This is a genomic window from Acetobacter sp., from assembly GCF_052102375.1.
Classification (GTDB): domain Bacteria; phylum Pseudomonadota; class Alphaproteobacteria; order Acetobacterales; family Acetobacteraceae; genus Acetobacter.
This window is the reverse complement of record NZ_JBQDXI010000007.1, coordinates 66,504-79,802: the sequence shown is the minus strand read 5'-3', so window position 1 is coordinate 79,802 and position 13,299 is coordinate 66,504. Positions and strand designations below refer to the sequence as shown.

Genomic DNA, 13,299 nt, shown 5'->3' with positions numbered 1-13,299 from the left:
CGTGGGGACAACCCACGGCCCTTTTTTACTCTTTACGCGTAGGCATCTGCATAGTTTAAACAAATTTACACGCTTAATGTGCTAGATATGGCTGAGTGTAGCGAAGGGATTAAACGAACGTGAAATTGGGCCGCATGATCAGACGCGCCGTACGGGCCGTTGTTCCCCCGCTCGTTTTTCTAGGAATCGCTGGATATTTCGGCTGGAACGCCACACAGGGCGACCACGGCATGAAAGCCTATCAGCAGCAGCTTGGCTTGCTGGATCAGGCCAAACAGGCCCAGCAGGATGCATCGGCCGAACAAGCCGCATGGCGCCGCCGGGTCAATGGCCTGCGTGACCACTCCCTTGACCGTGACACACTGGATGAGCGTGCCCGTGCCATGCTCAATCTAGCTGACAAAAACGATATTGTTGTGCCCTATGACCGCCGGGACCCGCTTTATTAAGTCTGTAGCGGGCCAGCGGACCTTCAGAGGTTAAGTACTATACTTTGCCGTGGCTCGCTTAGTGCGGACTACAAGGCGATCCTGACACAGCATTGCTAGACTGTGCCTACGGCCTCAGTAGCTCGTACCCGTGCGCACTATGTCGTGCCACCACCTAGCTCTATCAGTATAAACAAAAAAAACGGCACCCTAAGGCACCGTTTTTTTAATTCATCCTAAAGGAAGGGTGAATTATTTGATCTTGGCTTCGCGGAACACAACGTGCTTGCGTGCAACAGGATCGTATTTTTTCAGTTCCATTTTACCGGTGTGTGCACGAGCATTCTTTTTCGTGACGTAGAAGTAACCGGTGTCCGCCGTGGAAACGAGACGGATCTTGATAACATTGGTCTTGGCCATGGCTTCCTCAGCAGAGCATGATTATACCGGGCACAACGCCCGGGTGGTGTTCAAGTGCGGGCAAAATGCGCATACAAGAGCCAAAGGTCAAGTATTCTTACAGCGTTTATGCGCGAGAATAGCCAAAAGGAGTAAAAAAACATGCTGGATGTGGCTGTTGCGCGCGCCCGAATCCTCGAAAATTTGTCTTCCTGCGGTTCAGAAACCGTTTCAGTCGCAGCCGCATGCGGTCGTGTTCTTGCTCAACCTCTTACGGCACGCCTCTCCAACCCGCCGGTATCCGTCTCTTCTATGGATGGTTATGCAGCCCGTTCTGAGGATGCCTTAGAAGGCGCTACCCTACGCGTAGTGGGAGAAGCCCCGGCAGGCCACCCCTCCCCGCTCACAGTCGGCCCCGGTGAGTGCCTGAGGGTGTTTACGGGTAGCCAGATCCCTACGGGGGCGGACTGCATACTGATACAGGAAAATATCCAGCGTGACGGTACTCTAGCCACTCTGCAAGCAGCGGGCCGGCTCAATCAGTTTATCCGCCACCAAGGGCAGGATTTTACGGCAGGGCAAATGCTTCTCCCGGCCGGCAAAACTCTGTCTGCCCGTGATATCGGCCTTGCAACCGCTGCAGGGCACCTATGGCTACCCGTTGCCAGCCGCCCCCGTGTGGGCATTTTGGCCACCGGGGATGAAATTATTCTACCCGGTGAGCCTGCCAAGCCAGATTCCATCGTCAATTCCGGCGCGTTCATGGTGAGTGCTTATCTGAACAGCATTGGTGCAGACGCTATCCTGCTCCCCGTAGCGCGGGACAACGCGGCCTCGCTTTCAGCCTCGATCGCCCACGCAGCCCATCTGGACCTTCTGGTCACTATTGGTGGGGCAAGCGTGGGCACTTATGATCTGGTGCAGCAAACGCTCAAAGATCACGGGCTTTCGCTAGATTTCTGGAAAATAGCCATGCGCCCCGGCAAGCCACTCATGTCTGGCAAACTGGGCAACACCCCCATGATCGGCCTACCCGGTAATCCAGTGGCTGCCATGGTATGCTCTCTGGTGTTTGTGGCCCCTGCTGTACGCGCCTTGATGGGCCAGCATATAAGCACAGAAATTGAGACTGAAGCCGCCATACTGGGCGCAGATGTGCGTGAGAATGACCAGCGACAGGACTTCATGCGCTGTACGCTTAGCCCACACGCTGAAAAAGGCCTGCCTGTCGTTACGCCTTTTCCATCTCAGGATTCCGCGCAACTTAACATTCTGGCGCAAAGCGATGCACTGCTTGTACGCGCACCTTTTGCCCCAGCAGAAAAAACAGGGGCGGCCTGTCGCATTATACGCCTCCCATAATGTTTTAAAAACAATATTTTAAAACGATACGTTCGTATGAAGCCCAAAGATGGCTTCGTCTTTTACACGGCGGCCAAAGCTATCCTGCACGCCCCCGCTGGGGGCAATAATGCCTTGAATATCTGGCTGGACTGACAACCAGCCAACGGCCTGATAGTGATACGTCAGCTCCAGATGATATTCATTGCCTTGCGGTGTTGTGCCTGCACGCCGCTCCGAGCGGGCTAAAACAGAGCTGGGTGCCCCCATACCAAACCCCAGCCCCAAGGCATCGTCACTCCGCTGAAACGGCGCTTGCAGCACTATTCCAGTATCAATACTGTACACAATCTGGTTGCGGTCAGCGCGGTTTGTCCATGTTCCTCTGGCGAATGCTGCCAGACGTTCCTGGCCAGACAAACGGGCCACAATCTGATCCGCCACAGCATACAGCGCCCAATTGCCCTTATGCTTTAGTTCTTGTGTTGCCTGATCTGGAAAAAAACCGGTATCGCCGTATCCGCCCAGCTTGAAATTTCCTTCATAAACAGCGTCTTGCCGATGATATTGCGCTTCAAGGAAAAACAGAGCCCCTGTGCCAAAATGAAAGCGCGTGCCGCTGGGGTCCTGATTCTGGTTCCACGGATCATCTTTATTGTAAAACCCTGCCCCTATGGGGTTATCGTCCCCTACAGATGCCAAGATCTGCCAAGCCTGATCCGGTTTATAGCTCAACCGGATAGCAGGTGTTGCGAGTGGTGATGTAGGGCCTTGATCATAAAGGTTATTATCCGGCACCATAGGCCAGGAAAAAGAGGCATTTAGGAAATTCTGAGCCGTATCACTGCTCATAAAATCGTGGCTCAGATCTAGCTTACCAATCCGCAGATCAAGTTTATCCTGCCAGAATGCCCGATCGTACCAAAGTTCATACAGCCGCAGGTTGTCATCCGCCTCAATGCCTGAAACCTGATTGAACACATACAGAGGCGTGTTGCTAAACGGCCTTCCTCGTATATCAACAGCGCTTATGCTCAATTGCCCTAACCGCAACCCGGTTATTTTCCGTAAATCAAGCGTCAGGGCTACCGTGGTTGCGCCAATATAATTGTTTGACGGCTGGCTTCCGCCTACCGGCACCCCCCAATATTCATTTTGGTCATTTATTTTAAAATCAACGCCATGGCTGAATAACGTGGTACGAAAACCACCCCAGTCTCCGGTCAAACTCTCTGAATAGGGGTATGCTTCAGCCCCAGCACCCTGCTGCGCCACACTCGCAAGACACAGGGCGGTTATCATGCCTTCTGCTACCAGCTTCCTTTTCAGAAAACAGAAGAGCCTCATGATTTTTCTGGAGAAACAAAATAGTTCATGCCAGAGGGCCTAGCGTGAATAAACTGCACTGAAAACGGCTAATGTCGGACGCCTGATACGCCGTTGTGGCAGAATAAAAAGCAACATAAGCCCTTGACCCAAAAAGAGAACCTATATAGAACAAATAAAGATTTTTGACCAAGTACATCGTTCTGTTTTGAGGTGCCACCCCATGCTAACCCGTAAACAGCACAAGCTTTTGCTTTTTATTGATTCTCACCTCAAACAGACCGGATTCTCTCCTTCGTTTGATGAAATGAAGGAAGCCATGGGCCTGCGCTCCAAGTCTGGCATCCACCGGCTTATTTCAGGGCTGGAGGAACGCGGCTTTCTGCGCCGCCACCATCACAGGGCCCGTGCACTGGAAGTCATTCAGTTACCTGAAATGACGGATCCTAGCGAAAATCTACCTTCCAACGTCATTCGTGGCGATTTTTCACGGTCAAGCGCACCACCCCACAAAATCCCCCTTTACGGCCGCATTGCTGCGGGCCTTCCAATTGAAGCCTTGTCAGACACGACTGCCTTTTTGGATATCCCCGCGGAGCTGACCGGAACAGGCGAGTATTATGCTCTGGAAGTTGCGGGAGATTCTATGATCGAGGCCGGGATCATGGATGGGGACTATGTCATCATTAAGCGGACCGACACAGTAGAGAACGGTCAGATTGTGGTGGCGCTTATTGATGATAATGATGTCACGCTTAAACGGCTACGGCGCAAAGGCAAGGCCATTGCCCTTGAAGCCGCCAACCCTAATTATGAAACGCGTATAGTGCCTGCTGAACGCCTGAAAATTCAAGGCAGACTGGCGGCCCTTATCCGGCGTTATCATTAAAAATAAGCCGGAGAAGGGTAAAACCTTCTCCGGTTACAGCACGTTTTGCATGCCATCTCTTTCTTCAAAAAAAATGAAGAAAGAGCTTTAGACTCACTACTCTGTGGATATATCCGCCCATAACGGCAGCGTTGCTGCCACATGGGAAACGGCTTGCGCTGAAACCTCTGCCTGATGCGGTATTTCCGCCAAAATGCGCACTCTGCCTTTTTGCGCAATCGTTTGGCTATTGGCGGGATTCAAGGGGCCGTTCATCACAACACCAGCAATAGCCACACCTTTCTGGCGCAGAGCGTCCAGACTTAACAGCGTGTGATTAATCGTTCCCAACCCGCTTCGGGCCACCAGAACAACTGGCAAGCCCCATTTTTGTGCCAGATCCAGCATCATCAGGGTATCTGTTGCAGGCACCATAAGGCCCCCCGCTCCTTCAACTACCAGAGGTCTCTCTGCATCGCGTAAAGGCAGAGCCAAACTGGCAGGGTCTATGCTGACACCCTCCGCATGCGCTGCCGCCTCTGGCGATAACGAAGCCTGAAATGCTCCAGCAGGAGGAAAACAGGCATCTGGTCCACAACCAGTCAGATTTTCGATAGTAGGTGTATCGCCTTGCTCGTCAGCCAGCCCACTTTGCAGCGGTTTCCAATAAAGAGCCTTCCACGCTTTAACCAAACAGGCCGAAACAAAGGTTTTTCCCACCCCCGTGTCGGTTCCAGTGACAAACACCCCTGCTCGCGTTGGTTTTTGAAAGCACCCGTATGCAACTTGCCAGCTAATTCCCTGACCGGCCGCATCAAACCGCACCATTGCGCGCTTGAGACGACTAATGCTCATGGTTTTATGGCCAACCCGAGGAACCAGCGCCCCGGTCTGCCGCAGATGGTGCAGAAATGCGGCTGCATTTTGGAATGGCTGAACACAGGTCTCTGTCACCCACACTCCAGAACACAAGGCGGGTCTGAGGCGCTGTACGGCATCCGCTGACGGATAAACTGGCGTTCCCGCTTGGTCAGGGGCACAGGCCTCCTGCCATTCAGAAAATGTGCCATCCAGAAGTGTCGAAAATCCTACAATTCCACCGGGTTGCAAAATACTGTTCAGACGATTCAGGACATCTTGTGGATGTGCCAACCACTGAAAAACAAGGTTACCGCACACCATATCAAACGGCCCAGTCACATCCGGCTGCGCTGCATCCATTATCCGAAACGATACCCCGCTTCCTGCCCGCTTTTGCGCCTGTTCGAGCATATGGGGCGCAATGTCGGTGGCAAGAATGTCGGCCTCTGGCCACTCCTCACGCAGGAGCTGCGTCAAAAATCCGGTGCCGCATCCCACTTCCAAAATGCGCCGCGGCTGACGATCACCCAATTTTTGCCGTAAGTGAGCAAGGAGCTTTTTAGCGGTATACCGCTGAAAAAATGCCGCAGACTCATAGCTTTCGGCTGCTTTGTTAAAGCTATGGTGAATACGCGCCTCGCGGTTAGAAAGCTGGGTCACTCAAACGGCCTTATCAAGAAAATTCTGTATCTGCTGCGCGCAAAACTCAGGCTGCGTCAGGGGCAACATATGGCCCCCATCATGCCATTCCATCGCTTCTATGCCCGCAAACCCAGCACGCGTCATATCAGGTGGTACAATGGGGTCATCCTCCGCCGCCAGCCCAAGGGCCGGGATTGTCCCGATAGAGAGCTGAGGCCTGATACCCCCTTGTTCCAGCATGCCTAGCCCCGCTTGCAACGCTGCTATATTGAAGAGCTTCTGCTCCTGCGCTGCCAAACCACACCGTGCACGGAAATTATTGACGACCTGCCTTGCATCCCGCAGCAATCCTGCCTGCATTCGCGCCAAGATACGCGGCGGTACGCCACACGTAAAATCAGCCTCGCTTGCAAAACGGCTGAAACCGTTAATGGCAATAAACAGGCTTCCCTCCGGCCACGGCCCAGCCAGTACAAGCTGCATAAACCCCAGAGAATGCCCTATTCCCAGAATTGGCTGTGCGCCAATCTGCTCCCTTACCTGCGGCAAAGCTGTGTGGCCAACACGGGATGGGTCAGAAAAATACCCTCCATCAACCGTTATGACTTCCCGCCATCCTAACATCTGCTGAAGCGGCTGCCATATCTCCGGGCCACAGGCCCATCCATGCATGAAGACGGGTCGTAAATCTGCCCTCATGACGCTGCACCAGACACCGCTTGAACCAAAACTTCTGCAAGCTGGTCCACCTGCTCAACAGTATGATGGGCGTTTAGAACCACACGCAATCGGCACGCTCCCGGAGGGACAGTTGGTGGCCGTATGGGCACAGCCAGAAAACCAGCAGCCTCCACCGCAGCAGCGGCCCGTAAGGCTGTGTGTTCCGGCCCCACAATAATAGGAACAATCTGGGTGCAGGACGGACCAACATCCAGCCCAGCCGTTTCCATCCGCTGGCGCAGTTGGCTTGCAAGCTGGGCTACCCGCTGGCGTGTCTGGGTCATGGTATCCGTCTCAATCAGGTCGAGTGCCGCATCCACTGCTCCCAACACTAGAGGTGACGGCGCGGTAGAATAAATGTAGCCAGACCCACTATTGATAAGCCACTGACAAACGGGTTGCGAGGATGCAACAAACGCCCCCATGCTCCCCAAGGCTTTGCTAAAGGTACCGACCACGAGGTCTGCCGCGCCTCCAGCCAATCCTTCGCCCTTTTGGCCCAATATGCCGGTGGCATGAGCTTCATCCACACACAGAAATGCATTGTACTGGCGGCAGAGACGGGAGAGTGCTGCTATATCCGCCTTATCTCCATCCATGCTGAACACACTTTCTGTCAGCACAATTTTCAGGCCCGGTTGGTCGGCTGTTTTAGACAGCAGCGCTTCTAGATGGGCGCTGTCATTATGTCTGTAGCGCAAGGGCTGGATGCCCGCCGCGGCACAGCCATGGTAAAGGCTGGCATGGATCAACTTATCAACCAGCACGACGGCTGGCGCACCCAGTACAGCCTGTGACAGCCGGACTAGCGATGGCACAAGAGTGGCATTTGCCTGCCAGCCTGAAGACAGAATACACGCTGCCTCCATCCCTTTCAAAGCGGCTAACCGCGCTTCCAGATGGAGTGTTCCTTCACAGGTGCCCGTCACAAGGCGCGATGCTCCGGAGCCTACTCCATAACGCTCGCCCCAGATGAGCGCCCGCTCCAGTAACAGAGGGTTCGTGCGCAAACCGAGATAGTCATTGGAGGAAAAATCGACCAAAACAGTGCCGTCCGCCCGCTTGAGCAGGCCAGATTGCACCGGGTTAAGGCTGCGTGACGTACGAAGACGCCCCTGTTCGGCCAATTTTTCCACGCCGTGCTGGAAAAGAGTATCAAACCGCGTCATGACACCACTGGTGCCGGAGCCGTCGCTTTCGGTCAATCACCAAGTAAGGAGAAGAACCAGATGCCAGCGGCTCCAAACGGTCCTACCAACCCAGAGTGGTACGAGGCAGGTTTACCTCATATCTGGCTGCCATATGCGCAGATGAAAACCGCATCTGCTCCTCTCGCTGCCGTTAAGACATACGGTACAACTCTTGAACTGGCAGATGGGCGCACCCTGACCGACGGTGTAGCCGCTTGGTGGACTGCTTGCCACGGCTATAACCACCCGCATATCCGTGCAGCAGTTGAAACTCAGTTGGCTGCTATGCCCCACATCATGTTCGGGGGCACCGTACATGAGCCCGCTTTACGCTTGGCACGCCGTTTGAGCGCCATGCTGCCCGGTGACCTTGAACGTGTGTTCTTTACGGACTCTGGCTCAGTCTCTGTTGAAGTCGCCATGAAAATGGCCATTCAGTATCGCTTGAACAAAGGTCAGACTAAACGCACCAAAATGCTGGCTTTCAAAGGCGGGTATCATGGTGACACGCTCGCCACCATGGCCGTCTGCGACCCGGAAGAAGGGATGCACCATCTGTACGGTCACGCTCTGGCACAGCATATCATAGCCCCCCTCCCTCAAGATGAAGCCAGCACGGCAGAGTTTTACCGTCTGCTCAAACACCATGCGCATGAGATAACGGCCATTATCACTGAGCCATTGGTTCAGGGTGCTGGGGGCATGCTGTTTCATACACCGGAGGTCCTGCGCACACTCCGCAAAGCAGCAGATGAGCACGATATGCTGCTTATTCTGGACGAAATTTTTACAGGCTTTGGCCGTACAGGCACATTGTTTGCGTGTGAACAGGCTGGCATTGTGCCGGATATCATAACGCTCTCCAAAGCGTTAACCGGTGGCACCATGGCCTTGGCAGCCACCGTGGCACGGCGGCATGTATTTGACGCCTTTTTATCTGACAATCCAGAACATGCGCTCATGCACGGACCAACTTTTATGGCCAATCCTTTGGCTTGTGCGTGCGCCAATGCATCGCTGGATCTGTTTGAACAGGAGCCAAGACTGGAGCAGGTCCAGCACATTCAAGCGGTTCTGGCTGAAACTCTTGAGCCGTGCCGCGCTCTGCCCGGCGTCAAAGATGTCAGAACCCTCGGGGCGATTGGCGTGGTGGAACTCGAAAAAATTGCCAACCCAGATGCCCTGCGTCAGCAGTTTATTGCCCAAGGTGTCTGGATACGGCCTTTCCGCTCAATTGTGTACCTGACACCAGCGTTCACAATTACGGAACAGGACCTCCGCAAACTTACTGCCACTATTTATCGTGTTCTGTCAGAACAAGCCTAGACGCTTAGTCCCACGCGGCTGCGGCTTTATCATCCGCAGCCTTGGCGTCCACCCAGGCGCTCCGGCCATCTGCAAACTGTTCACGCTTCCAGAATGGGGCACCGGTCTTGAGGCGATCTATCAGGAAAGCTGTTGCCTGTAGGGCTTCCCCTCTATGCCCGGCAGCAGACCCCACAAACACAATCGGCTCGCCAACTACCATAGTGCCAACGCGATGAATGATGGTGCAACCCAGAAGCTGAAAACGCTCTATGGCCTCTTGGCCCAACTGACCAAGTATGGCTTCGGTCATGCCGGGATAATGCTCCAGCGTCAGGCTTTCCAGCCCATCGCCCTGCCCTCTGACCTGCCCAATAAAAAGACTAAGACCACCAACACCAGCCGACAGACCAGAAAGCCGTGCGGTTTCCTGCCCAACATCAAACCTGTCAGATGTTACAACTATGCGGGGCATTTGAGCCTAGCCCCCCGTCATTGGCGGGAAGAAAGCAACCTCATCTCCAGGCTTCACAACGTCATCAAACGTAGCCAATGCCTGATTAATAGCAACGCGCAGGCGGGGCATGTTTTCAAACACAGCCTTAACCTCAGCATTGTTATGGGTCACTATACCCAAAAGATCATGCACGCTCACAGCATCACCACTGGGCAAGGCCACTTTATCCTGCTCCCGCCCGACCTGCTCGCGCAGGGATGCAAAATACAGGACTGTTACCTCTACTGTCATAAGCTTCCTTATCTACCTGACAAACAGTCAGATTTCAGTGCTGAGATGCCGTTGGCTTCTGCTTACCATTCACCGTGCTGACAGATCCGTCTGGATGAATGAGCGTCACAGTTCCATCCCCATTGGGAATTTCAATCGTTGACGCATTCCCGCGTTTAGCACCGTATTTTCCGGCGGCATCAGGCTCAGCATCCGGAAGTTTACCGCTGGCAGGTTCTTTGTCAGCATCAACACCCAGTCCCAGCTCTCCGCCGTCTGGCAGAATGCTGCCTGTACCGGCTCCCCCACCACCCAGAACTGTGCCAATACGGTCTTTTTCAACATCTTCAAGTGTTGGCAATGGCGCAGGTGGCCCCGGCCAGATGTCTCCGCCTTGTGGAAGGATGGGCGTTTCAGCTGTGGAATAGCCGTGGATGCGCCGCATATTCAGGTCAGAACCTGCAGGAGCGTTTGGGTTTTCACCGGGAAGAGAGGCGGTATCTGAAACGTATTTTCCAAAGCCTGAGCATCCGCTCATAATAAGGCACGCTCCAAGAAGCGCTGCTTTCCGCATCATCTGACTGTGCTACCCTTCATTATTATGCAGGCGCTCAAGCCTTACCTGCTACGGCTACCATATCCCGCTCTTACTACTCTAAGGTAAATACCGCTTTATCAGCCAGAGACAAGATACCGCGCACGACCATATTCTTTATGCCACAGGGGTCGCGCACGTCATAAGGGCCTTACAGCTCAACGTGGCGCAGGCCAGTCGTCAGATAATCCCACCCGGTAATAAGCGTGAGCACGGCTGAAATCCATAATAACACAGCACCAATGAGTGCCACAGGCAGCCAAGGCATGCCCAGCAGCATGCCGGTTCCATCTCCGGCCAGCAAAAAGCCAATCGCCGTCATCTGAAAACCGGTTTTCCATTTAGCAAGCCGCGTGACAGGCAGGCTGGCGCGGCGCTCTGCCAAGTATTCCCGCATACCGGATACGAGAATTTCCCGGCATAAAATAATAATTGCAGGCCACAGGCTATAGTAAGGTAACCGCAGAAGCCCGGCCAACACCATAAGGCAGGCCCCAACCAGCAGCTTGTCTGCTATTGAATCGAACATGCGCCCGAAGTCTGAAAGCTGATGGCGTGAACGCGCCAGTTTGCCGTCAAAATAATCCGTAATACCCGCTAGAATGAACAGCACGCAGGCCGCAGCATCCGCTTGTGGGGTTCCCCATGCGGCAAAACCCACGACTATGGGGATGGCCACAATACGCGAAATAGTCAGAACATTCGGCAAATCTGTCAGCATTGGCGGGAGCCTATCCTATTTTGCGCGCTGCTGAAACGCTTTTAGCGCCCCTCTTTGATCCACTCACTTAGAAATGCACTGCATTGCTGGCTTGGCACATTAATCGGGCGTCCAACCGGGATGAAAATGACCATAAATAGCCCGTGCCGTTTCCCGATTAATTCCTGATGCCGATTCGAGCTCCGCCAGCCCTGCCTGCTTCACGCCCCGCGCGGAGCCAAACGCATTCAACAGTGCTTTCTTACGTGCTGGCCCGATACCCGGCACTTCATCCAATTCAGAGCGCACCAATGTTTTAGACCGTCCAGCGCGGTGTGTGGTAATTGCAAACCTGTGCGCTTCATCCCGCAGGCGCTGTAAATAATACAAAACAGGGTCTCGCGGGTCGAGCTGGAATGGCTCTTTGTTGTCAGTATAAAACCATTCCCGCCCGGCATCACGGTCTGGCCCTTTGGCTATACCAACCAACTTTACGCTAGTAACGCCCAGATCATCCAACACGCCTCGAACGGCGGAATATTGACCGGCCCCGCCATCAATCAGCAACACATCCGGCCAGTTAGAGGTGTCGCCCTCTGCGGCCTCTTTAAGGGCACGGCCAAAGCGCCGCTCTAGAACTTCCCGCATCATGCCAAAGTCATCACCGGGGGTAACGGGGCCTTTGATTGAGAACTTCCGGTAGGAGCGGCGGTCAAACCCCTCGGCGCCCCCAACGATCATGACCCCATAGGCATGGGACCCCATAATATGGCTGTTGTCATACACCTCTATGCGTTGAGGCGGCTCTTCCAGATCAAAAACCTTGGCCACGCCTTCCAGCAATCTGGCCTGCCCTGCACTTTCTGCCAGCTTTCTGTGCAGGGCATCCCGGGCATTGGCTACCGCGTGGTCAAGCACATGCTTCTTTTCCCCCCGTTGCGGTGCAAGCACTTCAACTTTGCGCCCACGCTTAAGGGACAAAGCCTCGCTTAACAGACCTTCTTCAGAAAGGTCCTGATTAACCAGCACCTGCGCCGGACACGGTTTGTCATCATAAAACTGCGCGATAAACGCTGAGAGAATATCACCAGCCTCTTCATCCTGCGCATGTGCAGGGAAAAATGAACGGTTTCCGTTGTTACGCCCACCACGGATAAAAAAGACCTGAATGCAGGTCTGGCCAGCTTCCTGCCAGATACCAAACACATCGGCCTCATGCAGTGAGGACGGATTGATAACGCTAGATTCCTGCATTTGCGCCAATGCACGAATACGGTCCCGCAAAACGGCGGCCCGTTCAAAATCCATGGCCTCCGCAGCGCGGTGCATGGCAGTACTCATCTGCTCACGCAGCGCCATATCCTTACCAGTCAAAAACTCCCGAGCCTGCTCCACCAGTTGGGCGTAGTCGGGCACACTGATCCGTTCCACACAAGGAGCAGAACACCGCTTGATCTGATAAAGCAGGCACGGCCTGACACGACTGTTGAACACGGCGTCCGTACAGGAGCGGAGCAAGAACACCCGCTGCAGAATATTCAGTGTCTGATTAACAGCCCACGCTGATGCAAAAGGCCCCCACAGGCTTGCTCCCTTAACCGGTTTACCCCGGTGCTTGGCAATTTGCGGAAAAGGGTGTGCGTCCGTCATCATAAGCCACGGGTAACTTTTGTCATCCCGCAGCAAAATGTTGAAACGCGGCTTCATGCGCTTGATGTAGTTGGCCTCAAGCAGCAGGGCCTCAGCCTCAGTATGGGTTGTTACAATCTCCATAGAGACCGTTTCCGACACCATACGCCGCAACCGCTCTGGCAGACGGTTAACGTGGGTGTAGGAGGTAACCCGTTTTTTAAGGGCTAATGCCTTCCCCACATACAAAACCTCACCTTTCCCACCGATCATACGGTACACGCCGGGGGAAAGCGGCATGGTCTTCAATGCCAGCCGGATCACCTCTACCCCTTTGAGGGGGAGAGCCATTGCCTGCTCCGTAGCAGCACCTTCCGGCCCTGCGGTTGCAGACCTGTCAGTCGTCATGACACGTTCTTTCGACACAAAAATTTCATCCACCGTTTCTGTGGATAACGCTGTGGAATACCCCCCTCAGCACCCCCAAAAATGGCAGATTTCTCCCCCCTTCCTCGTATTGCATATTTTTTAGCCATACAGAACAAGTGGTTGATTTTTAACGATTTTG

Annotated in this window: 14 protein-coding genes; 4 read left to right on the top strand and 10 right to left on the bottom strand. The window is 54.0% G+C overall.

Going from position 1 to position 13,299, the window contains the following annotated elements; translation table 11 throughout:
- The first annotated feature begins 119 nt into the window (after nt 1–119).
- Nucleotides 120–449 (top strand): FtsB family cell division protein, encoded by a 330-nt coding sequence (locus ACTIDN_RS04755; protein WP_048839334.1) that lies wholly within the window; start codon nt 120–122, stop codon nt 447–449.
- 231 nt (nt 450–680) lie between these two features.
- On the opposite strand, the gene rpmG is transcribed toward ACTIDN_RS04755, so the two are convergent.
- A complete protein-coding gene (gene rpmG, locus ACTIDN_RS04750; RefSeq protein ID WP_003623017.1) occupies nt 681–848 on the bottom strand; it encodes a 50S ribosomal protein L33 in 168 nt (55 codons plus the stop codon).
- A 141-nt stretch (nt 849–989) separates the two neighbouring features.
- On the opposite strand from rpmG, the gene ACTIDN_RS04745 reads away from it, so the two are divergent.
- Nucleotides 990–2,189: a molybdopterin molybdotransferase MoeA gene (locus ACTIDN_RS04745; RefSeq protein WP_441376164.1), complete on the top strand. Its 1,200-nt coding sequence runs from the start codon at nt 990–992 to the stop codon at nt 2,187–2,189.
- A gap of 18 nt (nt 2,190–2,207) precedes the next feature.
- Here ACTIDN_RS04745 and ACTIDN_RS04740 read toward each other — a convergent pair whose 3' ends face one another.
- Nucleotides 2,208–3,470 (bottom strand): carbohydrate porin, encoded by a 1,263-nt coding sequence (locus ACTIDN_RS04740; protein ID WP_441376163.1) that lies wholly within the window; start codon nt 3,468–3,470, stop codon nt 2,208–2,210.
- A gap of 247 nt (nt 3,471–3,717) precedes the next feature.
- On the opposite strand from ACTIDN_RS04740, the gene lexA reads away from it, so the two are divergent.
- Nucleotides 3,718–4,383, top strand: a complete 666-nt coding sequence (gene lexA / locus ACTIDN_RS04735; protein WP_441376162.1) for a transcriptional repressor LexA — start codon at nt 3,718–3,720, stop codon at nt 4,381–4,383.
- A gap of 96 nt (nt 4,384–4,479) precedes the next feature.
- On the opposite strand, the gene bioD is transcribed toward lexA, so the two are convergent.
- From bioD to ACTIDN_RS04720, 3 genes are read right to left on the bottom strand one after another with little or no spacing between them, the layout of a single operon-like run.
- Nucleotides 4,480–5,883, bottom strand: coding sequence for a dethiobiotin synthase (gene bioD, locus ACTIDN_RS04730; RefSeq protein ID WP_441376161.1), 1,404 nt, complete (start codon nt 5,881–5,883; stop codon nt 4,480–4,482).
- The gene (locus ACTIDN_RS04725; RefSeq protein WP_441376160.1) at nt 5,884–6,564 is read right to left on the bottom strand and encodes an alpha/beta fold hydrolase; all 681 of its coding nucleotides are present in this window, start codon (nt 6,562–6,564) and stop codon (nt 5,884–5,886) included. It abuts the gene before it with no gap.
- Nucleotides 6,561–7,754, bottom strand: a complete 1,194-nt coding sequence (locus ACTIDN_RS04720) for an aminotransferase class I/II-fold pyridoxal phosphate-dependent enzyme (RefSeq protein ID WP_441376204.1) — start codon at nt 7,752–7,754, stop codon at nt 6,561–6,563. Before ACTIDN_RS04720 ends, ACTIDN_RS04725 begins: the two co-directional genes overlap by 4 nt.
- Nucleotides 7,755–7,814: 60 nt before the next feature.
- Between ACTIDN_RS04720 and ACTIDN_RS04715 the strand changes: the two genes are divergently transcribed.
- Nucleotides 7,815–9,101: an adenosylmethionine--8-amino-7-oxononanoate transaminase gene (locus ACTIDN_RS04715; protein WP_441376159.1), complete on the top strand. Its 1,287-nt coding sequence runs from the start codon at nt 7,815–7,817 to the stop codon at nt 9,099–9,101.
- Between the two features lie 4 nt (nt 9,102–9,105).
- Here ACTIDN_RS04715 and ACTIDN_RS04710 read toward each other — a convergent pair whose 3' ends face one another.
- From ACTIDN_RS04710 to uvrC, 5 genes are all read right to left on the bottom strand, one after another.
- Nucleotides 9,106–9,555, bottom strand: a complete 450-nt coding sequence (locus ACTIDN_RS04710; protein WP_441376158.1) for a molybdenum cofactor biosynthesis protein MoaE — start codon at nt 9,553–9,555, stop codon at nt 9,106–9,108.
- A 6-nt stretch (nt 9,556–9,561) separates the two neighbouring features.
- A complete protein-coding gene (gene moaD, locus ACTIDN_RS04705) occupies nt 9,562–9,828 on the bottom strand; it encodes a molybdopterin converting factor subunit 1 (protein ID WP_415507473.1) in 267 nt (88 codons plus the stop codon).
- 34 nt (nt 9,829–9,862) lie between these two features.
- Complete coding sequence (locus ACTIDN_RS04700; RefSeq protein WP_415507498.1) at nt 9,863–10,381, bottom strand: hypothetical protein; 519 nt, start codon at nt 10,379–10,381, stop codon at nt 9,863–9,865.
- Between the two features lie 172 nt (nt 10,382–10,553).
- A complete protein-coding gene (pgsA, locus tag ACTIDN_RS04695; RefSeq protein ID WP_048839343.1) occupies nt 10,554–11,123 on the bottom strand; it encodes a CDP-diacylglycerol--glycerol-3-phosphate 3-phosphatidyltransferase in 570 nt (189 codons plus the stop codon).
- Nucleotides 11,124–11,222: 99 nt separating this feature from the next.
- Complete coding sequence (gene uvrC / locus ACTIDN_RS04690) at nt 11,223–13,082, bottom strand: excinuclease ABC subunit UvrC (protein ID WP_441376203.1); 1,860 nt, start codon at nt 13,080–13,082, stop codon at nt 11,223–11,225.
- Nucleotides 13,083–13,299: the final 217 nt, after the last annotated feature.